General features: G+C 40.8%; 25 protein-coding genes. 6 read left to right on the top strand and 19 right to left on the bottom strand.

All coding sequences use genetic code 11. The annotated features are described in order from the left end of the window. Nucleotides 1-108: 108 nt before the first annotated feature. The 6 genes from POV27_RS19555 to POV27_RS19530 all read right to left on the bottom strand — a co-directional run bounded on the left by POV27_RS19555 (nucleotide 109) and on the right by POV27_RS19530 (nucleotide 6,116). Nucleotides 109-1,416, bottom strand: a complete 1,308-nt coding sequence (locus POV27_RS19555) for an alginate export family protein (RefSeq protein WP_272864487.1) — start codon at nucleotides 1,414-1,416, stop codon at nucleotides 109-111. Nucleotides 1,417-1,508: 92 nt separating this feature from the next. After that, nucleotides 1,509-2,381 (bottom strand): type IV pili methyl-accepting chemotaxis transducer N-terminal domain-containing protein, encoded by an 873-nt coding sequence (locus tag POV27_RS19550; RefSeq protein ID WP_272864486.1) that lies wholly within the window; start codon nucleotides 2,379-2,381, stop codon nucleotides 1,509-1,511. Nucleotides 2,382-2,431: 50 nt separating this feature from the next. Further along, the gene (locus POV27_RS19545) at nucleotides 2,432-2,788 is read right to left on the bottom strand and encodes a hypothetical protein (RefSeq protein WP_272864485.1); all 357 of its coding nucleotides are present in this window, start codon (nucleotides 2,786-2,788) and stop codon (nucleotides 2,432-2,434) included. Nucleotides 2,789-3,378: 590 nt separating this feature from the next. Beyond that, nucleotides 3,379-5,022 (bottom strand): YggN family protein, encoded by a 1,644-nt coding sequence (locus POV27_RS19540; protein ID WP_272864484.1) that lies wholly within the window; start codon nucleotides 5,020-5,022, stop codon nucleotides 3,379-3,381. Further along, nucleotides 4,994-5,590 (bottom strand): hypothetical protein, encoded by a 597-nt coding sequence (locus tag POV27_RS19535; RefSeq protein ID WP_272864483.1) that lies wholly within the window; start codon nucleotides 5,588-5,590, stop codon nucleotides 4,994-4,996. Before POV27_RS19535 ends, POV27_RS19540 begins: the two co-directional genes overlap by 29 nt. Continuing rightward, nucleotides 5,574-6,116: an RNA polymerase sigma factor gene (locus POV27_RS19530; RefSeq protein ID WP_272864482.1), complete on the bottom strand. Its 543-nt coding sequence runs from the start codon at nucleotides 6,114-6,116 to the stop codon at nucleotides 5,574-5,576. Before POV27_RS19530 ends, POV27_RS19535 begins: the two co-directional genes overlap by 17 nt. Nucleotides 6,117-6,229: 113 nt before the next feature. Between POV27_RS19530 and POV27_RS19525 the strand changes: the two genes are divergently transcribed. Both POV27_RS19525 and meaB read left to right on the top strand, forming a co-directional pair. Next, on the top strand, nucleotides 6,230-6,805 hold the full coding sequence (locus tag POV27_RS19525; protein ID WP_272864481.1) for a DUF2911 domain-containing protein: 576 nt from the start codon (nucleotides 6,230-6,232) through the stop codon (nucleotides 6,803-6,805). A gap of 16 nt (nucleotides 6,806-6,821) precedes the next feature. After that, nucleotides 6,822-7,913 carry a methylmalonyl Co-A mutase-associated GTPase MeaB gene (gene meaB, locus POV27_RS19520; protein WP_272864480.1) on the top strand — a complete coding sequence of 364 codons (1,092 nt, stop codon included), beginning with the start codon at nucleotides 6,822-6,824 and terminating at the stop codon, nucleotides 7,911-7,913. Nucleotides 7,914-7,934: 21 nt separating this feature from the next. Here meaB and POV27_RS19515 read toward each other — a convergent pair whose 3' ends face one another. Both POV27_RS19515 and POV27_RS19510 read right to left on the bottom strand, forming a co-directional pair. Next, nucleotides 7,935-8,390: a hypothetical protein gene (locus POV27_RS19515; protein WP_272864479.1), complete on the bottom strand. Its 456-nt coding sequence runs from the start codon at nucleotides 8,388-8,390 to the stop codon at nucleotides 7,935-7,937. A gap of 3 nt (nucleotides 8,391-8,393) precedes the next feature. Then, nucleotides 8,394-9,332, bottom strand: a complete 939-nt coding sequence (locus POV27_RS19510) for an NAD-dependent epimerase/dehydratase family protein (protein WP_272864478.1) — start codon at nucleotides 9,330-9,332, stop codon at nucleotides 8,394-8,396. Nucleotides 9,333-9,429: 97 nt separating this feature from the next. Here POV27_RS19510 and POV27_RS19505 point away from each other — a divergent pair, with 97 nt between their 5' ends. The 3 genes from POV27_RS19505 to POV27_RS19495 are packed head-to-tail and all read left to right on the top strand — an operon-like array spanning nucleotide 9,430 to nucleotide 12,387. Further along, entirely contained in the window at nucleotides 9,430-10,140 is a 711-nt protein-coding gene (locus tag POV27_RS19505) for a glycosyltransferase (protein WP_272864477.1), read from the top strand. Next, nucleotides 10,137-10,775 carry a lipid-A-disaccharide synthase N-terminal domain-containing protein gene (locus POV27_RS19500; protein ID WP_272864476.1) on the top strand — a complete coding sequence of 213 codons (639 nt, stop codon included), beginning with the start codon at nucleotides 10,137-10,139 and terminating at the stop codon, nucleotides 10,773-10,775. Before POV27_RS19505 ends, POV27_RS19500 begins: the two co-directional genes overlap by 4 nt. After that, on the top strand, nucleotides 10,756-12,387 hold the full coding sequence (locus POV27_RS19495; RefSeq protein WP_272864475.1) for an ArnT family glycosyltransferase: 1,632 nt from the start codon (nucleotides 10,756-10,758) through the stop codon (nucleotides 12,385-12,387). The genes POV27_RS19500 and POV27_RS19495 overlap by 20 nt, the downstream gene beginning before the upstream one ends. A gap of 6 nt (nucleotides 12,388-12,393) precedes the next feature. Here the strand turns inward: POV27_RS19495 and POV27_RS19490 are convergent, their stop codons facing one another. The 6 genes from POV27_RS19490 to POV27_RS19465 form a co-directional block, all read right to left on the bottom strand. Then, nucleotides 12,394-12,972, bottom strand: coding sequence for a phosphatase PAP2 family protein (locus POV27_RS19490; protein ID WP_272864474.1), 579 nt, complete (start codon nucleotides 12,970-12,972; stop codon nucleotides 12,394-12,396). Next, on the bottom strand, nucleotides 12,965-13,195 hold the full coding sequence (locus POV27_RS19485; protein WP_272864473.1) for a hypothetical protein: 231 nt from the start codon (nucleotides 13,193-13,195) through the stop codon (nucleotides 12,965-12,967). The genes POV27_RS19490 and POV27_RS19485 overlap by 8 nt, the downstream gene beginning before the upstream one ends. 74 nt (nucleotides 13,196-13,269) lie before the next feature. Beyond that, nucleotides 13,270-14,637, bottom strand: coding sequence for an MATE family efflux transporter (locus POV27_RS19480; RefSeq protein WP_272864472.1), 1,368 nt, complete (start codon nucleotides 14,635-14,637; stop codon nucleotides 13,270-13,272). Between the two features lie 338 nt (nucleotides 14,638-14,975). Continuing rightward, nucleotides 14,976-16,448, bottom strand: coding sequence for a helix-turn-helix domain-containing protein (locus tag POV27_RS19475; protein WP_272864471.1), 1,473 nt, complete (start codon nucleotides 16,446-16,448; stop codon nucleotides 14,976-14,978). Nucleotides 16,449-16,635: 187 nt separating this feature from the next. Next, on the bottom strand, nucleotides 16,636-18,054 hold the full coding sequence (locus POV27_RS19470) for a M28 family peptidase (RefSeq protein ID WP_272864470.1): 1,419 nt from the start codon (nucleotides 18,052-18,054) through the stop codon (nucleotides 16,636-16,638). A 4-nt stretch (nucleotides 18,055-18,058) separates the two neighbouring features. Continuing rightward, a complete protein-coding gene (locus POV27_RS19465; RefSeq protein WP_272864469.1) occupies nucleotides 18,059-18,937 on the bottom strand; it encodes a PPK2 family polyphosphate kinase in 879 nt (292 codons plus the stop codon). Nucleotides 18,938-19,147: 210 nt separating this feature from the next. Here POV27_RS19465 and POV27_RS19460 point away from each other — a divergent pair, with 210 nt between their 5' ends. Then, on the top strand, nucleotides 19,148-19,921 hold the full coding sequence (locus POV27_RS19460) for a hypothetical protein (protein ID WP_272864468.1): 774 nt from the start codon (nucleotides 19,148-19,150) through the stop codon (nucleotides 19,919-19,921). A gap of 30 nt (nucleotides 19,922-19,951) precedes the next feature. Here the strand turns inward: POV27_RS19460 and POV27_RS19455 are convergent, their stop codons facing one another. The 5 genes from POV27_RS19455 to POV27_RS19435 all read right to left on the bottom strand — a co-directional run bounded on the left by POV27_RS19455 (nucleotide 19,952) and on the right by POV27_RS19435 (nucleotide 25,297). Then, nucleotides 19,952-21,115 carry a sigma-54-dependent transcriptional regulator gene (locus POV27_RS19455; RefSeq protein ID WP_272864467.1) on the bottom strand — a complete coding sequence of 388 codons (1,164 nt, stop codon included), beginning with the start codon at nucleotides 21,113-21,115 and terminating at the stop codon, nucleotides 19,952-19,954. A 2-nt stretch (nucleotides 21,116-21,117) separates the two neighbouring features. Beyond that, nucleotides 21,118-21,939, bottom strand: a complete 822-nt coding sequence (locus POV27_RS19450; protein ID WP_272864466.1) for a DUF6268 family outer membrane beta-barrel protein — start codon at nucleotides 21,937-21,939, stop codon at nucleotides 21,118-21,120. A 204-nt stretch (nucleotides 21,940-22,143) separates the two neighbouring features. Then, a complete protein-coding gene (locus POV27_RS19445; RefSeq protein ID WP_272864465.1) occupies nucleotides 22,144-23,052 on the bottom strand; it encodes a mechanosensitive ion channel family protein in 909 nt (302 codons plus the stop codon). Nucleotides 23,053-23,055: 3 nt separating this feature from the next. Then, nucleotides 23,056-24,363 (bottom strand): ABC transporter permease, encoded by a 1,308-nt coding sequence (locus POV27_RS19440; protein WP_272864464.1) that lies wholly within the window; start codon nucleotides 24,361-24,363, stop codon nucleotides 23,056-23,058. A 10-nt stretch (nucleotides 24,364-24,373) separates the two neighbouring features. Then, a complete protein-coding gene (locus POV27_RS19435; protein WP_272864463.1) occupies nucleotides 24,374-25,297 on the bottom strand; it encodes an ABC transporter ATP-binding protein in 924 nt (307 codons plus the stop codon). Nucleotides 25,298-25,533 lie beyond the last annotated feature (236 nt).

Genomic DNA, 25,533 nt, shown 5'->3' with positions numbered 1-25,533 from the left:
TCCATAAAGAAGGATGTGGTTTTTTATTGGACACCTGACAGGGTCAAGTGCCATCGGAGGGAATTACATTGTATTTAAGCGAAAAGACACATTCCGTATTTCCGCTGGTTATTCTAAGGTGGGTTCCTGTTTTGGTGACCACTTCAACAAATTTGGTTTAATGACCAACATGGCCCATCCCCAGTTTTGGGCGCTTGCCGGATTATTTACACCTTTCAGTATCTCCATAGAATCGGAGGCGAATAGATGTGAATATCCTATTTTAAGGGTGGCAAACGAAAGTACTTTTTGGGTAAATACAATATCTACTTCAGTACCCAAATAGTCATCTATACCGTCGCCCAAACTTTCCGCAACAGTGAAATAATGTCCTTTTACGAGAAGGCTGGATTTATCACCTGTTTTAATTACTGCTTTAGCATATATGTCATTTAATCCAACATTATTGGCATGATTACCTACATAGAAATAATCCATAAATCCATTAAACTTATGGTTGGTTCCAAAAATGGGGAAGAATGATTTTAGCTTGTCATCAGCTTCATTATCACCGCTTAATGTTTCGAAACCAGCACCAAAAAGAGTCTTTCCGGGTTTGTAGTTTACTTCAATTAAGGCATTATAGGCGCTTAGATCTACCGTTTCGGTAAATTGTCCTGTTTGTGCGTATACATTCGCCAAGACAGTAAGCCCGTCAGCAGGTTTTGCTTTTAAGTGAGTTCCAAAGGTTTGACGATTAACCGTTCCATCAATTGGGGTCTGTTGATCTTCTCCACCTAGGTTTTGGTACGAATTATTACTGAACAAAAGACTGGCCGAAAAACCATCCCAATCTTTGTGCAACCAGGCGTACACCATTGCCTTATAGTCAAAAACCGCTCGGGCATTTCCGCTATTATTGGGATTAAAGTAGGTAGTTTGTCTGCTTACCCCATTCTGGTTAAACGCAAACCCCACATCCATTGTAAAGCCATCTTTGGTATATTTAACTAAGGCGGCATCGTGAAAACGTCCTTGCATGGCCCAATCCAATCCACCGAAAATTCGTTGATCGTCATAGGAGAGTGCTTGACGTCCTAATTTTGTAGACCAGCCGTCTCCCATTTGGAATTGAACCCACGCTTGGGCTAATGAAAAGCTGTCATTACCATCGTTAGCAGCGATTTGGGGCTGATCTCCCCAAACACTGACATCTTGTACGCTTACATAAGCAGAAAATTTTTCTGTGGTATATCCTAAATTAAGCCGTGAACGTTGTTGCACAAATAATGCGGCATCTACATCCTCAGGTATTAAATTTCCAAAACCATTTGAATATTCTGCCCGGGGTCGTATATCTGCGTCTATGCTAAATTCTTGAGCGTACGCTGTCGAAGCCACAACCAATAGGAAGGGCATAAGTGATTTTAATCTCATAATTTGATTGGTATTTTTAATAAGAAATACCTCCGCTACACACGTAGCGAATTCGTATTTTTTATCTGATTCTTTAAATAATTAGAGATTCGTTAAATCTTCACTTTTTCATAAAGCGCAGTAACATCATTAAAGGCCTTAGTAAGCGCATTACTCATTTTGTACATTTCGGCTTCCGGAATTTCATGAGAATAGAGCTTGTCTACACTAGTCTTCAAATTTTCCCACTTGGTCATAGCAACTGCCAATTTTTCATCGATTCGGGCAGTGTTAAATTCCGATATTAGTAAAGTCCCTAAAGCAGAGTCCAACTCAAGAAATACTTGTTTTAAGGTAATCTCCGAAGACTTCTCTTTTAAGTTCTTATTGGTGGCGAAATAGTACAAAGCCAAACGTTGTGACAACATACGCTGCTTACCTGAAGTGTTAATGATGTTTTTAAGAGAATTGCTGTCTTCGGAAAGTCCATCCGAATCTAACTCATCCCCACCTCCCTGAGCGATAGCGGCTTCTTGAATAATGGCTAATACTACATCGTTAGATGCCTTTAATAAATCCGTATTCATAAGAATGATCTTTTTGGCATTTGCCTTTTTAGGAATACCATCAAAAAGCTTAACATAGTCACTCCATAACGTATTTACAGCTATTAAACGTGTTTTGGTAAGTTCACTATTCGCATTGGTCATTAGGATATTGTTTTGCTTTTCGAATACCAATTTACTTACCATCATGTCCCTCTTCGCCTTGGCGTCGGCTGGGTTATTAAGAAGGTATAGGTATGATTTTGCTAGTTTTTGCCCTAGCATTCGCTGCTTCCCCGCTACATTTACAGCTTTGTTATAACTCATTGCCCCAAAGGTATCTGTACCATTTTGGGCATTCATTTGTTGTGCGCCCAAAAGGAGCACCCCCGAAAAAAATAAGATTAAAGTTTGTTTAAGTGATTTGGTGTTGAATTTCATAATGATTTGGTTTTAGTGAATAATTTATCTCTGGTTAGGAGTTTTAGTTGTTAATATTCTGCTATTTCAAATTTCGTCAGCTTTCCATCTGGAGATAATATGAGAACCAACAAGGCATCGGCCTTTTCAAAATGCGCTAAAAACTGGGCTCCACTTTCATCAGTCATTAATAATGACGATTCATTTAAGGCACCCTTAGCTAGCTGAGTAGTTTCTACAAATTCCTTAAGCTTATCTATAGAATACGACGCTTGTAAGTCTGAAGAAAATAATTGATGAATTGCTGCAGCGTCCTTATTGTTATAACCTGCGGTGACTTCTGCGACGATTTTTTCGTAATCGGCATCCGTCTGAGCATAGGAAATGGACATGCACAGAAATAAGAAAATGTAAGTGAGTTTTTTCATAAAATTTGGGGTTTTTAAATTTGGTTTAATAGTCACGATTATTATGTCCCATAGGGATACAATTAATAGCTGTAAATGGTTCAATATTTTGGTGAAAACTTCCTACTACGGATTTGAGCAGGTCTGGAAGTAGCTGTTTCTCATGTATTTAAAATTTGGGGCTACCAAATATAGTCAGTCCCAAATTTTTTTACGGTTTAACCGTAGTTTTTTTCGATGAAACACATACTATTGTCGATAAAATGCATATTTAATCGATAAAATGCATTATTTCTGCTCTTAAAAATTGAAAAAATCGATTCAACATTACGATATCAGGTCAGAAAATTTCCAGAAAAAGATCTGTTTTTCTAAAGAGGAAGATTCCCGAAAAACAATTTTTGAAATCTATAGTAAGGAGATATTAATTGAAAAATAAGGATTCTTAATGGCCGAATTTGCTTCTAAAAAAGATTGCAGATTTTGAAGGGAGATGGATCTTAAAAAAGGAAAGGATAAGCAACTACTAAGATGAGTGCTTATCTCTATATTTCTGGGTTGGTGTCTGGAGTAGTGTTTTCCCTGATCGATCCTTTTGGTTACGAAACCCGTTAATTATTGAAGGTAACATTGCTGTAGGAAGCATTGATGGTCAAAGACCTTGGGCTTCCCTGGGCACCTTTATACCCCTTAAGCATGGTATGGCTCGTATTCTTGTTCTTGGAAGTAATCTCTATGGAATTTGGGCTTTCAAACCTTGATTTCTTTCCCGTATACTGAAAGGAAAATGAACTATTAGGTAGGTCCAAAAGTGCATCGGTGTTTTCCAAAACAATATCTACACTCTTGAAACTAGGATCAATTTCCTTGATATACAAACTCCCAAAAGAACCTGAAAGGAAGGCATTTTCCACAATAGCATTTACATTCACATTGCTCGAATTGGCTTCTAGACTAATGCGGTTCACCGTATTCAATTTACAATCGTCCACATATTTAAGCTCTAAAGCACCGGCTTTCCAGTTGTTCACATACACAGGGGCATAAGCCGCATTGATGAGGGTCTCCCCCCCATCAATGCTATTAGCTGTTAATGTACTGTAATCTAATTTGGCTCTTGTATTATAAGCATCGGCCATTTTTACTTCTCCATGTCGAACATTAATGTCGGTACGGGTATTCTTTGGCATACGAATAATGATGGTCTTCTTGGCCTTCACAGGCTCATCGAACAGCCCACCTTTCTTACCTCCATTAATGATAATACTCTTATCTCCATTGGGAGAGGTAATGACTTGGGTGTCATAATTATCGAATTGTTCTGCCCATTTTTCGGCATCCTTTTCGAACTGCTCGGCCCATTTCTCCATATCCTTTCCGAATTCTTCGCCCCACTTCTCCATATCCTTTCCAAATTCTTCTCCCCACTCTTCCATGCTCTTCCCGAATTCTTCGCCCCACTTCTCCATGTCTTTTTCGAAATCTTCTCCAAAATTAAGTTCAAAGCTTCTACCAAAATTCTCTCCCCATTCTTCCATTACCTTACCGAACTCTTCCTTCCACTTATCTACATCTTCTAACCAAACATCTACTTCGCGTACGGAGACCGAAGTTCCATATTTCTTGTTAAGCTTATTTACATAGGCTTGCTTATCCTTTTCGTACTTCTGCCTATCGAAATTGTTTCTTGCTCCATGATCGCCAAAACTAAAGTTATACGATCCATCTTTTTCTTTAATACCTGCAAATGAATCGCTAAAAGGCCATTTGGGAATTCCGCTAACCTCAGGGATTTCGGGCACCACAATGTTAAAATCCATTCCCTCAAAAGCGCTCAACAAAGGTTGAATCTTGATTTCCTTCAATCCTTCCAAACTCTTCAAAGCTTCCAAACCTTTCATGCGATCCAAAGCCTTTAGGCTCTTCATGGATTCGATTCCTCCCCATAGGCTTCCTTCGTTGGAGCTAACGATTACTTCTTTACTATTTCCGTATACTTTTAAGTCCCAATTTTCGAATACGACTTTCTTTTCTTCTTCAGAAAGACTCTCGTCGTCTATAAAGGCTTCTACCTCTACAAAATCCTTATCCCAAGTCTCGAAAGTGATATTGGTATGGGAGGTATTCACGGTTACCAAGGCATCTTTCCCGACCGTAAATCGCTCGGTCGAGCTTGTCTGCGCACTGAGCAATGATACGCTCAGTAACAGTAAGACAAGAATATATCTATCCAATTTCTTCTTTAAACTGTTCATTTTCCAATTGTTTAAGTTCCTTTAATTTGTTTTTAAGTTTGAACAGCAATTCCAAACGTAATTTCAAATTATCTACAAGGGCGTTGATGGTTGCTTCGGTTGGGCCAATTTCGTTGAGTTGCTCATTGAGTCTTTTGTACTCCTCGTCCAACTCGGCCAAACGCTTTTTATACCCATCTATTAATTCTTTGTTGTCGTTATCATCTTCTAAAGAGGACAGCTGTACCAAAATCCCATTCTCATAAAAATCCTGCACTTTTTTCAGTTCGGGCGAAAGGTCTCCCAAGGTGATACCGGGCTCTTCCACAGCATCTTCTTGCGGTGTATCCACTATTTCAGGACCATCACCAATAGTACCACTGGTATCCAAATTCATATACCAATACCCCAATCCTAAGAAAATGACTACCGCAGCAGCGATCTTCATCCATAGGAAATGCGACCTTTTCTTTTTCTTTTCACCAAAGGCTTCCTGTAGTTTCTTTTCGAAACGGGCCTCATGTCCTTCAGGCAATTTGCCACCCCTGTCGGGATCTTGCTGCATCATTTTTCTAATATCCTGTGCCATAGTGCAAGTGTTTTAATTGTTCCTGTAACTGTTTTTTACCTCTAAATAAATTCGTCCTAGAGGCGCTCTCCGAAATTCCAAGGATTTCCGAAATCTCCTGATGATCGTACCCTTCTAACAGGAACAGCTGTACGACCACCCGATACGGGTCCCTAAGATTATCGATAGCGCTATGTACTTCATCTACCGTTACTTCATCGGCCACGCTCCAGTCGTCGTCATCGACCAATGTCAATACCTCTTCGTTCACCGAAAGTGTTTCCATCTTCCTTGCCTTAATGGCATCCAGACACGTATTGATCACGATCCGCTTTAGCCAGGCTCCAAAGGTGACGTCCCCCTTGAACTGATGCAGTTTAGAAAAAGCCTTGATGAAAGCTTCTTGCATCGCATCTTCTGCCTGCGCAATGTCCTTTATATATCGTTGTGCCACAATGAACATTCCATCACAATATTGCTTGTACAGCGCCAACTGTGCTTTTGGATTATGCTCCTTGCATTGTTCAACTAATAACGTTGTGGACAAAATTTGATGGTTTTTTTGGTTGCTGTTCGGGTTAAAGACGATAGAAAAAATTGAGTGTTACAAAATCTAGAACTTTTAAATTTACTACCTTTCCTTGTGAAAACTCAGTAGACATGAACAAACTCGTAAAAATTTCCCTAAAAATACTCGGAGCCCTCATTGTTCTTGCACTTCTCTTCTATTTCGTGGTGGGTCCCATCATGCGAACCAATACCAAGAAACACAGTCCAGAAGTGGTAGAAACCTATGATAACAATGCCACCAACATTGAGGTTTTTTATTGCAGTCCTTCCAAAAAAGGACGTACAATATTCGGCGAATTGGTTCCCTACGGTGAAGTATGGCGCACCGGTGCCAACGAAGCCAGCACCTTTACCACGAATAAAGATCTCACCATAAATGGCAATGTACTTCCTGCAGGAAAATATACCCTTTGGACCATCCCCGGGGAAGATTCTTGGCAGGTGATATTCAACAAGAAAATGTATGGCTGGGGCGTCCGTTTTCAGGATGGCAAGGCCATGCGAGAGGCAGATCACGATGCGCTAGTAGCTACAGCAACCGTTTCACAAAGCATTACCGTACAAGAAAGTTTTTCCATCAATGTATTGGAAACCTCTTCCAGCGATTTGGTTCTTATGTTCGCTTGGGACAACGTTACCGTACCGCTGTCTATGAAGGTTAATTAACATAAAATACAGCAGTTTGGCAGCCAAAGTACCCAATGACGGAGCCCTGAGTGAAAAAGGAGGCATAGACCCACCTAATTCCCTGAGTAAAAGCGCTGCCGAAAAATTAAAATCACACCGTAAAAAGATTCCATCGGTTTCCCAGTTGGTAAAAGGCATCCTAGCTGGAGATAAGGCTGCCTTAAGCCAGGCCATTACAAGGGTTGAAAGCAAAGCCAGAAAGCACCAGAAAGAAGCCAAAGAAATTATTGAAGCCTGCCTACCCCATGCCAATACTTCTACAAGAATTGGAATTACAGGGGTTCCCGGCGTTGGAAAAAGCACCTTTATTGAAGTCTTCGGAAAACGACTTACCCAAGCCGGACATAAAGTTGCGGTATTAGCGGTAGACCCCAGCAGTAGTTTAAGTGGTGGAAGTATCCTAGGCGATAAAACGCGTATGGAAGAATTGGTAAAAGATCCCAATGCCTTTATACGTCCTTCGGCCAGCGGTGATTCTTTGGGAGGCGTTGCCCGGAAAACCCGAGAAACGGTTATCCTATGCGAAGCGGCAGGGTATGATCATATTATTATTGAAACCGTAGGTGTAGGGCAAAGTGAAACAGCGGTACACTCTATGACCGATTTCTTTTTACTATTAAAATTAGCAGGTGCTGGAGATGAACTTCAGGGTATTAAAAGGGGTATTATGGAAATGGCCGATGCCATCGTCATTAACAAAGCCGATGGGGAAAACGAAAAAGCAGCCAAACAAGCGAAATTGGAATTCAATAGAGCATTGCATCTCTACCCGACCAAAGACAGCACATGGCGACCCAAAACGCTTACCTGTTCCGCTTTGGAGCACAAAGGAATTGATAAAGTACAAGAGTTAATCAAGGACTACGTTTCCCTTACCCAAGGGAATGGCTACTTTCAGGAGCGACGAAACGAACAGAATAAATTTTGGCTATTACAGACTATAGAATCCCAACTAAAAAGGGATTTTTACGACCATTCTAAGGTGAAAGCCGAATTGGAAAAGCAACTTCAACTACTAAGTGAAAATAAAACGACGCCTTTTGAGGCGGCAGAGTTTTTGCTTACCTATTCAACAAAGAAAAAATAAAAGGATATTTGTAAAGAATGGTTAGTCCACCAGTTCATGAATTCCTCTTGAGCCGTTCATACCCATACGCGTTATTTCAACAAGGCCTCCTCTTTTAAAACGAAATACCACATACGCGAAAACTTCCTTTTTTGGTCTTTCCCAAACAAGGTCGTTATCTATAGCCTTCTTCAATTCAGATTTTTCAGTTTTTAAATTGGAATTGTTTTGAAGACTTACCAAACATGAATTTCCCATAGAATCAACAGCTATTTGAAGCCTAAAGTCTCCCTTCAGTCTATTTATTGTTTTCTCATCCAATCCTTTAGTAAGAATTTTGATCAGTCTGACGTTAGAAACTTTTGCTGTGACCGTATCACTTTCTATGGCAAAACCATTTACATTACAATTTTCAAATTTTTCTGAAAAGAAATTCTGAGCATTAGCGTTTAAACTTCCTAGAAAAAAGCATGTGATAATGAATATTTGTATTCTCATTGACTAAAAATTCTTCCGAAACCACTCTACCTGAGCTTCCAATCCTTCGCGCAAGCCCGTGGTGGGATTGTAATTAAGTAGTTTCCTAGCTTTATCGATATTGGCTTTGGTGCGTGATTGATCGCCCGGGCGCGGCGGTTTGTTTTCGATTGTGATCTTTTTATTCAGAATGGCTTCCACCGTAGCAATACCGGTAGCGGTAGAGTTTTCTTCTTCGGTTCCCAAATTGAAAATCTCGGCGTTGCACACTTCAGCATGATCCATAACACTCACAATTCCATCCACAATATCCTGCACATAGGTAAAGCTTCTTAGGTGCTTTTCACTTCCTTCGTACAAGGGAAAAGGCTTGTCATTTAATCCACAGTCGATAAGGCGGGTATAGAGTTTGTCTGGGCGTTCCCTAGGGCCATACACCGAATACAATCGTAGGGATGTAGATTTTAGTAATCCTCGACGTGCGTAGGCCAACACTAATTGCTCGGCCGCCAATTTGGTTACTCCATACCAAGAAGCAGGGAGTGGGGCTTCGTCTTCTGTCATCGTAGCATGCAGTCCATAAATGGAAGAGGTAGCGATGTTCACAAAGAAAGGTTTTTGCGAAAAACCTTCAATGACATCCAACATGCGTTGGGTTCCCAAAATATTGTTGGTAAAATAATCGGGAAAGGTACTGGTTACAGAAATTCCAGGTTGGGCCGCAAAGTGAAAGATAAAATCCAAATCTTCGGTCACGATCTGACCGAGATCATCTTCCCGAAGATCGACCTTCGTAATTTCAATTCCTTTTTCTGAAAGTTCCTTAGCGTTCAATTCTTTCAGGGATCGATCGTAGTAATCGGAAAAATTGTCGATTGCCCGTACCTCATGGCCCAAACTGTGTAAACGCTCACTGGTATGGGAACCTATAAATCCGGCCGCACCGGTAACCAATACTTTCATAGATGAATTTTTTCAATGCAAAATAACGGCTTTTTTAGGTTTCTGTTTTATTCTTGAAAAAAGAAATACTTTTGCAGGAAACGAAATGGACACCTTCATGTACGAATTTACCATCATTGTCCCTGTATATAACGAAGAAGACAATTTGGAGCGGGTAGAAAAGGAATTGTTGGCCTATACCAAAATCGCCACCAAAAAAACCAGCATACTCTTCGTGAACGATGGTTCTAAAGATGACAGTCAGACCATGATCGAAGACATCTGCCAGCGAAATCCTGAATTCCATTTCATTCAATTTGTTGAAAACAGAGGCTTAAGTGCCGCTATTAAAGCAGGGTTTGACCATGTAGAAGCCGAACTATTGGGCTATATAGATAGTGACCTACAGACAGCTCCTTCAGATTTTAACTTACTCCTTGAACATATTGGTGAATACGATTTGGTTACGGGTGTTCGTTCCAACCGAAAAGACTCCTTTGTAAAGAACATGTCTTCCAAAATTGCTAATGGCATCCGCCGGGCCTTTACCCATGACGGGATGGATGATACCGGTTGTCCGCTAAAAGTGATAAAATCCGACTACGCCAAACGAATCCCAATGTTTCGGGGATTGCACCGATTCTTGCCAGCCATGATTTTATTGCAAAATGGTAAAGTACTCCAGGTTCCTGTTCAGCATTTCCCAAGAATAGCGGGTACGGCCAAATTTGGACTGTGGAATCGTTTGCTAGGTCCTTTAATGGATTGCTTCGCCTACCTGTGGATGAAAAAGAAGTACATTAACTACGAAGTAAAAAATAAAGGATGAGCGATTGGATGGTGTACAGCATCGGCTTTTTGGCACAGATCCTTTTTTCTGGCCGACTGTTGGTGCAATGGATCCTTTCTGAAAAGAACAACCGTATCATCACCCCTTCCCTCTTCTGGAAGTTAAGTTTGCTGGCCTCTTTCCTCCTATTTGTGTACGGATATCTTAGGGATGATTTTGCCATCATGCTAGGGCAATCATTAACTTACTTTATTTATATCCGGAACCTTCATTTACAAGGGGAATGGCAAAAATCGCCTTTCTGGTTCCGATGGTTTCTATTGTTGTTTCCCATAGCCATTGTTACCTATGGTTACAACAATGGGGAATACGACATTTACCAACTATTCAATAACGAAGACATCCCAAATTGGTTACTCATCTTAGGAGTAGTAGCGCAAATTCTATTTACATTGCGCTTTGTGTACCAATGGATTTATTCGGAGAGGACAAAAACATCCCAATTGCCCATTGGCTTTTGGCGTTTAAGTGTTTTAGGGGCATCCCTCATCCTTACCTATGCCATCTTTAGGGAAGACCCCGTGTTATTCGTGGGGCATGGTGCTGGGATGATCATTTATATTCGCAATATCTTTATTGGAAAAAAGGAACGACGTGAAGTGGGGAAAACATAAATATCTCATCTGGTTACTCATTGCTTGTGCTGCTATTTTCCTGTCGAATCTAGCGGTGCTGCACGTAAATATCATGGAGGCCCGAAATTTCATCACAGCTCGGGAAATGATTCAAGATGGTAATTGGCTACTCACCACGCTAAATGGATATCCGCGATACCAAAAGCCGCCACTACCCACTTGGATTACCGCTGGATTTGCCATGGTCTTCGGACTTAAAAATATCATTGCACTGCGGCTTCCTGCGGCTTTAATGGCGATCCTCCTCATTTTCACTTCTTATAAATTCGTGAACCGACTTACGGATAAAAAATACTTTGCCTTAATAAGCGGACTCATCATGGCCACCTCTTTTTATATCGTTTCTGCGGGACGGGATGCCAATTGGGACATCTATACCCATGGGTTTATGATGGTGTGCATTTATCAACTGTATTTATTTTTTACTTCCGATGAAAAGAAATACCCACGAGTGCTCATTGCTGCTTTATTCTTTGGCGCCTCCTTTATGAGCAAAGGCCCCGTTTCCTTTTATGCCCTGTTATTGCCTTTCCTCATTTCCTTCGGAATTGTATACAAATACAAAGGCTTTAAAAAACGAATAGTTCCACTCATCGTATTCTTGGTTGTTTCCCTACTCCTTTCCGGTTGGTGGCATTGGTACACCTATACCTTCGATCCGGAAACCGTAGCAGCCATCACAAAAAAAGAGACCAGCAACTGGACGGGGTATAATGTTCGTCCCTTTTACTACTATTGGAGCTTCTTTACCCAAAGTGGTGTTTGGACCCTTCCGGCATTCATTGCACTCCTATATCCTTATTTGAAGAATCGTGTTTTCGATAAGAAAGCCTACCTTTTTTCTTTCCTATGGACCATGGGATCGGTAGTACTATTGTCCATTATTCCTGAAAAGAAATCACGCTATTTGTTGCCCGTACTTATTCCTATGGCGATAAATACGGCCTTCTATATTGAATATATAATGCGGACTTTTTCTGAATTGAAGGACAAGCGCCAAACCATTCCCGTATACTTCAATTTTGGACTTATCGCAACCATAGGGGTTGCCTTCCCTATTGGAGGTTATTTCTTCTTGAAAGATGAACTTTCCGGAAAATGGTTTTGGTTCCTATTGCTATCAATGGCCCTATGTACAATCGGAATACTGATGTTTAAACATCTATTTAAGAAACGTATTACCCCTGTCTTTTTCTTAACAATTGCTTTTATCGCTTCTATTATGTGCTTTGGAATGCCTATGGCGAGAACATTAACCGTGAATCCCGAATTCAAAGGACTATCGAAGTTGAACGATTGGCAACAGGAAACGAGCTTTAATGTCTACGAATATGCAGGTTTTACCCCTGAACTTATTTGGGATTATGGAAAACCCATCAAAGTACTGAAGCAAGATGAAAAAGTTACGATTCCTGCTGAAACATCCTTCGGATTGTTAGTGGCAGAAGAACACCTAAAACAGTTTCAACAATCCTTCCCGAACCATTCCTTTGAAAAAATAACGCGTTACGATATGAATCCGAAAGGTCCAGGACAGCGTTCACACCGTCCGCGACTATGGCGGGATTTATACTTGGTTACGAAAAAATAGGATTCGCTAAGATGCTACGGGATCCCATTTTTGACGGGCCCATTTCTGAAGTTTAAAAAAGCCCCATCCTATAAAGCCCCCAAAGAACATTCCTGTGATGATATCCAACGGATAATGCACTCCAATATAGATGCGGCTATATGCCACAACTACGGCCCAGAAAAGCAATAAAAACGGGATGTACTTCCATTTTTCCTTCAGTAAAAGACCCAAAAAGACCGCTGCAGCCATGGAACTGGCAGCATGGGCAGAGAAATACCCATAACGACCACAACCGTCGGCTACAAAGCGCATAGCTTCCCTAAGGGCTTCTACCCTACACGGTCTAGGACGTTGAAAAAGTACGTATTTAAAAAGATTCGCCAACTGATCCGTTGCTGTGATCATAAGGGCAACACTCACCATGATGATGAGGGTAGATTTCCATCCCCATCGACGATAAATATGATATAAGAGAAAGAGGTATAAAGGAACGGAAGCGAACTTTTCGGTAATAAAAAGCCAGAAACCATCCCAAGTCTCACTTCCCAAGCTATTTAGGAAGAGAAATAATTCGGAATCATATTTCAATAATTCCTCAAGCATCTTCGTATCGGGCTACTTCCCTATCATAAAAGGAGCTCGCCTCTTTTATGGCATTTTCGGCTTCGTTCTCCAATTCCTTTTGGTCATGTTGATCGAATTCTTCCAACCATTCCACTTCATCATTTTCCAAATTAATGACGAAACGTGGAAACTCAGTATGAATTACGAAGACTGCATCGGGAAAATCGGTATTATCGCCTAGCAGAAATTTGGGAAGTTCCATGTGCTGTAATTTTAAAGCTGCAAGTTACGTTTTTTGTCCTTTTCCACTTGCCTCGGTATAAAAGGAACTATCTACTAATTCACGATAAGCTTCTTCGACAGATATTGAAATCTAAAGAATAGCATTATTGCAGAGGCTGTTAATCCAGCCAGTAGCCCTATCCAAATACCTGAGCTTTTGTATTCGGTATACATGCTTAGATAATACGAAATAGGAAATCCTATAACCCAATAAGCTATGAAGGTGATCAAAGTAGGTAACTTCACGTCTTGCATTCCGCGCAATGCTCCCAGTACCACTACCTGGATGGCATCACTAATTTGGAATATAGCCGCGACCACCAATAATTTGGACGCGATGGAAAGTACCTGAAGGTTGTCCGTTAAATTTGTAAGATCGGTTTCATCCAAATAGATTTTCGGTAGTTGCCCATTAAACAATAGAAAGATCGTTGCGAAAACCAATCCACATAAACTGGTAAGCAAAAAGATGGAAAAAGCAATCCTACGTAGTTCCCGGAACCGCTTTAACCCTTTCTGATTTCCCACCCGAACCATAGCCGCAACACTGAATCCCATAGCTACCATGAACGTCATGGAGGAAAGGTTCAGTGCAATCTGGTTGGCCGCTTGGGGGTTTTTACCCAGTATTCCGGAAAGCCAAATAGCGGCAGTGAAAATAGCCACTTCGAAAAACATCTGTAATGCAGAAGGAAAGCCTAAACCAAGTAGCTTGTTGATCATCTTTTTGGTAAGGGTAAAGAGTTTGATTCGCAGCACATAGTCTCTTGCCTTGTAATGCTGAGACATAAGATACCAAAGGTAAACTACCATAATTACCCGAGAGGCCAACGTGCCAATTGCGGCTCCCACAATGCCCAATTGTGGAAAACCGAATTTACCGAAGATGAAAATATAATTCAGGATGATATTCACCACGTTTGCCAATATGGTAGCGTACATGGGATACTTGGTAAGTGAAAGCCCATCGCTGCATTGCTTGAATGCCTGAAAAACAATCAACGGAAACAATGAAACCGCTACCAAAGTTAAGTAGGGCATAGCCAAATCGACCACTTCCTCAGGCTGGTTCATGGAATATAATAAAGGTCTAGCAAAGAATACCGCCAGGGAGAGTACAACTCCCAAAACCGTGCATAAAAACAGTCCGTGTTTAAAGGCAGACTTACCGGATTTTACGTTCCCCTCGCCATCTGCCTCGGCCACTAAGGGAGTAATGGCAGTAGAAAAACCAATCCCTAAGGACATGGCGATAAACATAAAGCTATTACCCAAGGAAACTGCAGCCAATTCTGCGGTTCCCAATTGTCCAACCATGATGTTATCGACAAATGCAACGAGGGTATGGCCCAGCATTCCCATAATAACGGGGCTCGCCAATCTGAAATTATAGGAGAATTCCTTGGTGTATTGCTGGAGCAATGGGTTAGTTTTTTGACAAAGGTACAGAAGCCCGTAATAATCTGGGTAGGCCGTTTAGGTAAAATTATGATCAATTAATTCACAAAAAAAGAAACCCGTTCCGAAGAAGTGACGGAACGGGTTAGATGATTTGTTTGGTAAAAACGAAAAACCAACCAAACTGAATGAATTAGCCAAACAAATCGTACACCAACTAAACTTATTTGAAAAGAACTAATCTATCTGAATAATCAAATTATTCGTTGCTCAATTATTCTATAGCTAAACAACAGCTTTTTGTAGGAAAATGGGGCAATCCCCACCTACTTTACCGTATCCGAAGAAAATTAACCCCGATTTTACACTTGTAAAGAACTTATGTACTGGGAGGGAGTAATAGACAATTGTTTCCTAAACGATTTATTGAAGGTTACCTTATTGTTGAATCCAACCTCATAGGCAACATCAATAATGTTCAGGTTTTTGTTCTTATCACTTTTCAAGATTTCCTTGGCCTCATCGATGCGGTATTTGTTAATGAGCTCAAAGAAATTGAGTGCGAAGTGCTCATTAATTACCTGCGATGCATTATGTCGGGTGGTGCCCAACTTTTCCGCAACAATAGCAAGGCTTATATCATTTTGGCGATAAATTTTTTCTTCTTCTAGCAATTGTAACAATTCCATTTTTAGCTCAATGGAATAGCTGGGGGTAAGTCCGGATTTGGTATACTTCTGTTTTTTCTTAACGAAACCACTAGTAATAAGGTTAGGTCGTGTATAAGAAGCGTATCCAATATACAGGATCGTAAGACACATAGAAATAACCTGAATACTCACGAATATGTCCATTCTAGGAACCAATCCGGTAATATTCAAACCATGAATTAAATACGCTATCACATAAATAGAGGTCAAGATTACCAAATTTCGAATCCACTTCTTAGCATGTAGTGTAATGGCTAATTTCTTGCTGTTTTTAATGTAGCAGTACATCACCATTCCTCCATAGATTAATAAAGACAAGAACTTCGTAAACACGACATAGTAACGATATGGTTCCCTATCTACAACCCCTACACCGAATTGGATATGTGTTTTCTCAACTCCAGAAAGCGCTAAAATGGGAGCTAATAACACCAATATGGCCACTGTAGGTATTAGATGTAATAAGTCTTTTTTACCAAATTGATAGTTCGATGTAATTCTCTTATAATAGAAATACATGAGCGGACCATATATATACGCATAGGTGGCGGACACATACAACATATGAGGTGCCGTGAACACCAAATTGGTTTCATATAGGAAATTGTGGAAAATAAACACGGAGTTGATCAACATGAACAAACTGATCAAAACCGAAGACCATCTATCCTGATTTTTTCGAAGCATCAATACAATGGCTATAAAAAATCCGATGATGGATGAGAATAGATAAAAGAAACTCATCCAGCTGAAATCCAAACTGTATTTATCCCTTAACTCTGTAAATTCCTTGGTACTTGAAAATGGTTTGAAGTAACTGTAATCCAAGAAAGAAGTTTCTCCAGAATACTGAATGTATTTCTCTGCATACAAATGGGCACTCTTTAAATCATTATTCTTCGCTGCGTAAATTGCCTTTTCGCGAAATGCTTGTAAGGAATCCGCGCTAAAATTGCGCTGATCTACTTCTTGATTAAATACCCAAGGAGAAGATTGATCGCTTACAGTAACCGCTTCCACTTCATCAATAACCAGTTCGGTTGCAAGTAAACGATCATCGGCAGTCATGGCTAATAGTAAAACTATGACCGCAAGAACCTTTTTTATGTTCGAAAATGTATGCATAGGTTAGTGATGAATTCGTTTACCTAAAGATACAAATTGTTTTAGTAAATAAAAGTCTGGAGGTAATTCCCGATAATAGTTTACCCTTAGGTGCCGACAAAAGTTTACTCAAATTTTAACATAATCCGCGCAAAAACTGGCCTACGCCCCATTTAAATGGGCAAACAAGAGAGTAAGTCTTAAAACTTTAATTTTTAACGGATTGCATAGACGATTTAGTGCCGTACTTATCGAATAAATACACTAAACTTGCCATGGTAGCGCCGCCCAATTCCAATTCTCGACGGTTTACTGCATCGAAAGTATCGTTCGCTGCATGATGGTGATCAAAATAGCGTTGGGAATCGGGACGTAGTCCAGCAAGCACTACATTACCATCCTTTAGTGGACCAATATCAGCTCCACTTCCACCCAATTCAAAATAGTGAATTAAGTAAGGCTTAAATAACGATCTCCAACTTTCTATTTGGGCAAAATTCGCGGTATCGGTATCGAAAGAAAATCCCCTTGGCGTAAATCCACCTGCATCACTTTCCAGAGCAAAAAGATGTTCTTCTTGTTTCAGTTTGGCTTCTTCTGCATATTTTCTTCCTCCGCGCAATCCATTTTCCTCATTCATGAACAGCACCACACGAATACTATGTCTTGGCTTATAATTGATCTTTTTGAACAATCGTAGCACCTCCATAGATTGTACGCAGCCCGCACCGTCATCATGAGAACCATCTCCCAAATCCCAAGAATCTAAATGTCCACCCACAATCATATACTTATCGGGGTAAACGTTTCCTGTGATCTCTCCAATAACATTATACGATTGTACATCTGGGTAAACTTTACAATTTTGTTTGAAGTAAAATTGCAGATCTGGCTTTAGTCCTAATGATCGACTTAGATAATCGGCGTCGTTGGTGCTTATGGCACAAGCGGGTATCCGTTTGCTTGCAGGCATATCTCCATAACTCATAGAGCCTGTATGGGGAAGATCGTCCTGTCTAAGGTTCATGGAACGTACCACAATACCTACAGCTCCGTATTTTGCCGCTTCCATGGCTCCTGCATAACGTTGATCCACACAACCCCCATAAGCTTCGAACGTATTAATTAAATTGGCCTGCATGGGACGGTTATAGAAAACGATCTTTCCCTCAATTTGCTCTCTTCCATATTCTTTAAGATCCTCTAAACCTTGCACTTCGATCACTTCTGCCTTTAATCCCAAGGGTGATGTGGCCACAGAACCTCCTAAAGCACAAATATTCACTTGCTTGCTCAATCCTGGAGCCGTTTCTATATAAGCATGCTCCGGAAAACCACGGGTCCATTTAGGCACCATTACGGGTTGTAACCAGACCTTATCCAGTCCCAATTTATCCAGTTCCTCTTTGGTATACTGTACTGCCATTTCGGCTTCTAGCGAACCGGATAATCTGCCTCCAATCTTATTGGAGAGATGATCCAGCCAATCATAGCTCTTTCCGTTGAGAAGGGCCATATCGTATATATTACGAATGGTAAGGGAATCTTGTTCATTAACCTTTTGTGCATGTCCTCCAAAAACGAAGGCAAGGTTAAGTAATCCTAGTAGTAGGAGCTTCTTTTGCATAGGTCTATTCTTTTTCCAATTGTTTTTTAAATTCTGCAATACTGGCTTTTATTTCCGGATCCAGTTCGGGTTCTTTTATGTCGGAATACTTCCGTAATTCTTCCAACAAAATGGTAGCAACCAATAAACGTGCCGCAGGTTTACTATCGGCTGGGATGGCATACCAGGGAGCGTGATCATGGGAGGTACGGTTCAATAAATCTTCATAACAGGCCATATATTCATCCCATAATTTTCGCTCTTTCAAATCTCCAGGAGAAAATTTCCAATTCTTCTCTTCTTTATCCAACCTACGTATCAGTCGATTTTTCTGTTCATCTTTGGACAGATTAAGGAAGAACTTGAAAATAATGGTCCCATTCTGGGCAAGGTTTTTTTCGAAATTATTGATTTGTTCAAACCTTTTGTCCCAAAACTCATCATTAATATCATCTACCGAATGCACATCGGGCAATCCTTCCCCCAAAATATATTCGGGGTGTACGCGCGTTACCAATACGTTTTCATAATGAGTTCTATTAAAGACCCCAAACTTTCCTCGTGCGGGTAGGGCAATGTAATGGCGCCACAAATAATCGTGCTTGCGTTCCAATTCGGTAGGCACCTTAAAACTATGAACCACGACTCCGCGTGCATTAAAATCCTTGAATACTTCCCGAATAAGGCTGTCCTTTCCTGCGGTATCCATTCCTTGTAAACACACTAGGACCGCATATTTGCCATGAGCGTAGAGCGTATCTTGCAATTCGCCTAAGTTTTCCCGGGTTTTCTCCAGCGCCTTTTCCAATTCTTTTTTTGAAGCGCCATAGTCTTCGTATGTTGTACTACCATTAATTTGAAAAGGGGCAGAAACCTTATAATCTGAAATATTGATGGGTTGCATATGCTTGTTTTACAATAAGGCTAAATATAGAAAACATATTCTGAAAAGCCTTGACAAATGCCTAGTGTTCCCCTTAAAATAGCGTTAAAACCCGCTACAAAACACTACGTTTTGTCATTTCTACATTTAACACATTAATTATACAAGAAGGTGGTCTTTTTCAAAATTTTGTCGTAAAATTGTTGTAACCTACTTAACCCCAAAATGCTTATGAGTACAACAACTACCCTAATTGTAGCCGTATTTTCTATGTTCATGCCCAAGGATATCAGCGATTGTGAAGCTGCATATCAGAACGCTACATCGGGCTACCAACACCTAAAAAAATCCATGCAAGCAAATAATCTGGACCATATTAAACTATATGCGGACAGAGCTATATCTGCCATTGAAAAGGCCGACTCCGCACTCAAAAATTGCGGATGTACCGCGGCAGAAGATGCTTCTTACACTACCTTGGATCATTTGAGCAAAGCACTGGAGAAGGAAACCTTCGAAAGAAGTCGCTATCACGCCAGCAAAGCCAAAGTAAGTGCTCAGCTCATTATTACATCGCTTGATGTCTGCGGAGAAAATGGATTATTATCTACTATAGATGAAGAAGAGGAAACGCTTCTAAGCCAAGAAGAAGCGCTGTTGGCCCAACAAAAACGCTTACTGGAAGAGCAAAAGAAATTGGAAGAGCAAATTAGGAAGCAAAAAGAACTGCAGCAACGGCTTGCCAGCGAAAAAAAGGAAAAATTGGCCCAACAGTTGGCCATTAAAAGCGAGGCGGAAGCAAGTCTAAGCGAATTAAAAACGGCTATTTCGAACGTGACTAAATCTTTAGAATGTTCCACAGTAGATTATTCGGATCTGAGTCCTTTTACAAGATCGGAAGAAGCTCTGGAAGCCGAAACGGTTCAAGCCACACGTCTTTTCTACGCCCAAAGAACCGAAGAAATGGTGCAAAGGCTGTTAGAGACTCTCGAAAAATGTGAATAGAAGGCTACCGAGATTCTTCGGTAGGTATTCTTATTTCGTAGCGAATAGTTTTACATCACTTTCGGTAACTTCACTGTTACCGAGAATGATGAGACGCTCTACGACATTACGCAACTCACGGATATTTCCGGTCCAATCGTATTCTTGTAACAATTTTACCGCTTTATCCGAGAAATCTTTTTGCGCCGTTCCGTGTTCGTCCGCTATCTTATTACTGAAGTGCTTTATCAATAAAGGAATATCTTCTCTTCGATCATTTAAGGCTGGAACCTTAATCAAGATGACCGCCAGTCTATGATATAGGTCCTCCCTGAAGTTCCCTTCTTCTATTTCCTTTTTAAGGTCCTTGTTGGTCGCTGCCACGACGCGAACATCCACCTTAATGTCCTTATCGCTTCCTACTCGCTGTACTCGGTTTTCTTGAAGGGCCCTTAATACCTTGGCTTGGGCAGAAAGACTCATATCCCCTACTTCATCCAAAAAGATGGTTCCGCCATTGGCGGCTTCAAATTTTCCTGCTCGATCCTTATTGGCACTGGTAAAGGCGCCCTTTACGTGACCAAACAACTCGCTTTCTATCAACTCACTGGGAATGGCCGCACAATTCACTTCGATCATAGGCCCTTTGGAACGATCGCTCTTTTGGTGCAACCAATGCGCTACCAATTCTTTTCCCGTACCATTGGGGCCCGTAATCAATACACGGGCTTCGGTAGGAGCTACTTTTTCGATCATTTCCTTGATTTGGGAAATGGCTGGAGAATCCCCGATCATTTCGTACTTCTTCCCTACCTTTTTCTTTAAGCGGGTATTTTCAACAACCAACTCCTTTCGATCCAAGGCATTTCGAACTGTATTCAATAAACGGTTTAAATCTGGGGGTTTGGAAATATAATCGAAAGCACCCAGTCGCATGGTATTAACAGCCGTATCCAAATCACCATGCCCGGAGATCATCACAACAGGCACTTCGGGCTTCACTTTTTTCACTGCCTCCAATACTTCTACCCCGTCCATTTTGGGCATTTTTATATCGCAAAGAATCAAATCGAAATCCTCTTTTCGAATGATTTCAATTCCCGCCAAACCATCTTCTGCTTCCGATACTTCGTAGGTATCGCTTTCTTCAGAAAGAATCTTTACAAGCACCCTTCTAATGGCGGCTTCATCTTCAATAATAAGTATTCTAGGCATAGTTATAATTTAAATTTTATTCCCGATCTAAGATAGTAAGTATTTGCTTCATTTATCTTGTAGAGACTGTTTCTTTTTCCGTCCCTGAGTCGTATTTCATTAAAAAGGGTATAGCCTCCGTAAGCATAGAACAATAGATGCTTGGTGAAGTAATATTCGTACCCAATTCCCCCTAACACAAGGGTCATGGAAATGTTCTCGGCTGTATCGGAGGAACCATCACTATTGGTCACGGTTAAATTGTTCTGAATGTTCGAAAAGAAACCATCCAATGTTATAAATCCCTGTAACGCATGTTTATCTCCAGGGAGATACTTAAGATTGGTCTTGGGCGACCCTACCGAGTAGGACCAATTGGGGTGAAACTTTTGGTAATAGTTTACTATAGGAATCGGGAATGGGCGTCCCGCGGTAGTCGAATAGTTCAATCCCAGAATCAAACGACTGGGTTTGGCAATGGTATCGCCAGAGCGATCCCTTATCATAAAGGCAGCTCCCGTAAAGTTTATGTCCCTATCGGTAATCTTGTCACTTTCAAAATTGGAATTGACTTCCGCTCCCACTTTGGCGGCAAATCGCCAATCGTTCTTCATTTTAAAGGTATAGGATAAGGACGTTCTAAATAGTTGGAAACGATCCAGGTTTTGGGTGTCGAAGGGAACAGCATCTTCAAAATCGAGATCCAAATTACGGTACTCAAAACCAGCAACAAGATAGCTTCCTTCCCAATTTAGACGAAACGGTACGTTGACGAAAGCGCGGAAACGGCTTACGGAGTTATCCGAGTCCGATTGCGGGATGTACGTGTATTCTATTCGGGCCAAATCGGTGTTTTGTGCGCATACGTTTGCACAAAAACATACCATAGAGAATCCTAGAATTGTAAAAATCCTTTTCAATAGACTATTCAGAAAAATCAAAAGCGCACCAATTTAAAATGCCTGAGTGGGACGGCAATGTACAATTAATTTGTAGTTGAACAAACTAAAACTCCATTGAGCCGATAAAATTGTGTGAAACAGAAATCTTTATTCCGGGTTCGAAGGAAGATCGCCCGATATGATATGTATATCCCTTTGTGGGAAAGGAATGGTGATATCATTTTCCCTGAAAAGTTCATCAATTTTAAAGCGAATATCACTTTTTATGTAGGGGTCTATAAAACTATCGGAAACGAAGAAATTGATCCTGAAATCCAAAGAAGAGTCACCGAAATTTTCAAAAGAAACAAAAGGCTTTGGCATTTTGAGTATTCGGCTGTCTTCAGAAACACTTTCCAACAACAACCGCTTTACTTTCTGGGTATCACTACCATAAGCCACACCCACAGCTACAAATTCACGGGTGGTTTTGTGGTTTTGGGTATAATTAAGAATGGAATCGGTAATAAACTTATGGTTAGGAATTACGATCACCTTATCGTCTCGTGTAAGCGCGCGGGTAGTTCTTAGTTTTATATCTATGACACGGCCTACACGGCCTTCTACTTCAACGATATCCCCTACCAAAAGGGATTTGTCTATCATGATCAATATCCCGCCAATAACATCTTGAAATATTTCTTGAAGGGCCAATCCAATGCCCACCAAAAGTGCCGCAGAAGCCGCCAACACAGGTGTTACATTTACCCCGGCAAAGCTTAGAATGGAAAAGAAAACGATGACGTATACTACATACTGGATAAATTTGAAGAAACTGAAAAACTTCAGCTTATCGGTTTCATCCATTTTTCGCGTGAATAGTCTACGTACCCATTTTAGAAGAAATCGGGTAACAACATAGGCAACCGCTACGAGAAGTAGTAATCCTATCGTAATGTGGATTTGGTTCTCCCCTTCTCCAAAGTGAAGACCAAAATTGAGAAACTCCTTTATGTTCCCCCAAATGTCTTCTTTAACTACTTCCGAAAGTTTATCGGTAATGTCTTCTTCCTGCACAATTTAGTATTTAAGCCACCTAATAATCTCTTTGTAGCTTGCCTTTTTACCGTACATTAAAATACCAACCCTATATATCTTCGCGGCAAACCAAACGGTGCCCATAAAGGTAGCAAATAATATAACTACCGAAAGAATCTGTTGCCAAATAGGCACCCCAAATGGGATTCGCATTAACATGACCACAGGAGAGGTAAAAGGGATGTATGAAAACACCTGCGAAACAGTTCCGTGCGGATCCTCTATGACGGTAAATGCCCCCACATACACAGCCAAAATGAGCGGAAGCAAAATAGGAAGCATAAATTGTTGGGTATCTGTTTCGCTGTCCACAGCGGCACCAATGGCCGCATAAAGTGAAGCATACAACAAATAACCACCCACAAAGAACAAAAGGAACATAATGACGAGATTGGCCAAAGGAAGTTTATTCAATTCGACCATAGCCTCAACCATTTTAGCATCTACGTCACCTCCAACATCGGTCATGGCCTGCATCTGATCGGCCTGCATGGCCGCAGGATCTATCCCAAACATAAGGGTGACTACCGTACTCAACACCCCCAAAAGAATTACCCAAACGGCAAATTGGGTAACTCCAGCCAAAGAAGTACCAATAATTTTTCCGAGTAATAGTTTAATAGGTTTCACCGAGCTTATGATCACTTCGATGATACGGCTGGTCTTCTCTTCGATGACACTTCGCATGATCATATTTCCATAAATGATGATGAACATAAACAGCAAATAGCCCGAGACCCCACCAAAAATGAGTTTTAAAACCGAGCCCAGTTCAGAAGTTTCCTGCCCATCGAAAGTTTCTAGTTGGGTTTGCACATTCACGCGAAGCCCCTCTATTTGCTCGGCATCGAATCCGTTCTCCTTTAATTTCAAGGAATTCGCCTTTTTCCGAACCACCCTTTCAATATCACTCATCACTACGAGCGAGGGAGAGTCTTCGGAAAAGAAGGTGATGGATTTCGCCAATTCATCAATATTCTGTGAATTCGGAATATGAAGTAAACCATACAGCTCATTCTCCTTGGTATTGTCCTTGGCTTCTTCCAAAGAAGTATTGGTAAGCATTTCGAATTTTAGATCCTCGTTATCTTCAAATTGATTCAAAAACAAGCCACTTTCGTCCAATACCGAAATGGTGCGCACTTTGTCATTGTTGAGTTGCGAAAGGTAGGCAACCAAGCTAATAAGCGCCACCATGATCAATGGACTTAAGAACGTCATGATAATGAACGCCTTGTTCTTTACCTTAGTGAGGTATTCTCGTTTTATGATGAGGGAAAGATGATTCATGATCGAAATATTAGTGGTTTTGAACGGCTTGTATGAAAATATCGTTGGCGGTAGGAATCACCTCGACAAAATGGGTGACGCGTCCTTTTTCTGCTAAATAACCTAGCAGTTCATTGGCATGGCCATTGGAAAGTTTGATGGTATATTGAAGTTCGTCATTTATGGTTTTGAAGGTGGCTGGTGTCACGTCAAAACGATCTTTCAACTCTTTAGATACCGTTTCTTTGTCTTCGGTTACCAGTCCTACTTCAAAGGTATTGGATCTAAACTCCCTTTTTATATCGATGAGTTTCCCATCCAAAATCTTGTTGGATTTATGAATCAAGGCTATATGATCGCACATTTCTTCTACGGATTCCATACGGTGGGTAGAAAAGATTACCGTAGCACCATCGTCACGTAGTTTTAGTATTTCATCCTTGATTAAATTGGCATTAATGGGATCGAAACCACTAAAGGGCTCGTCGAAAATAAGCAGTTTGGGTTCATGGAGTACCGTTACCACAAATTGTATTTTCTGGGCCATCCCTTTGGACAGTTCCTGGATTTTTTTGTTCCACCAATCGCCAATTTCTAGACGCTCAAACCAATGCTTAAGTCGTTTCTTGGCTTCCGATTTAGACAGTCCTTTCAATTGTGCCAAATAGAGGGCCTGCTCCCCTACCTTCATAGACTTGTATAATCCTCTTTCTTCGGGCAGGTATCCTATATGCTGAATGTGATGCGGCTGTAAGGGCTCTCCATCCAATAACACGGAACCAGTATCCGGCATTGTAATTTGGTTGATAATGCGAATGAAAGTAGTTTTCCCAGCACCGTTGGGGCCTAGGAGACCAAAGATACTCCCTTTGGGCACTTCGATCGAGACATCATTAAGTGCTCGGTATCCTCCATACGATTTTGAAACTTGATTGGCTACAAGTAGATTGTCCATAGATAAAAATTGTAAGCGGTAAAGATATTTAAACCTTCGATAGTAAAAGAAGTTTCCTCCCTTATTATTCTGTTTGTAGACGGGATTTAAAAAATGTTACGTTCCCGATTAAAGTTAACCTCAAATTACCTTACTAAACGACCTCATATGACCCCAAAAGAAAACCCACCCTCAGATTACTCAAAGGGTGGGAAAAAAATTGCTATGAAAAAGAAAAATTATCGCTTTTAAGACTA

Source organism: Aureisphaera galaxeae, assembly GCF_028561275.1.
Classification (GTDB): Bacteria; Bacteroidota; Bacteroidia; order Flavobacteriales; family Flavobacteriaceae; genus Aureisphaera; species Aureisphaera galaxeae.
This window is presented reverse-complemented; position numbering and strand designations above follow the sequence as displayed.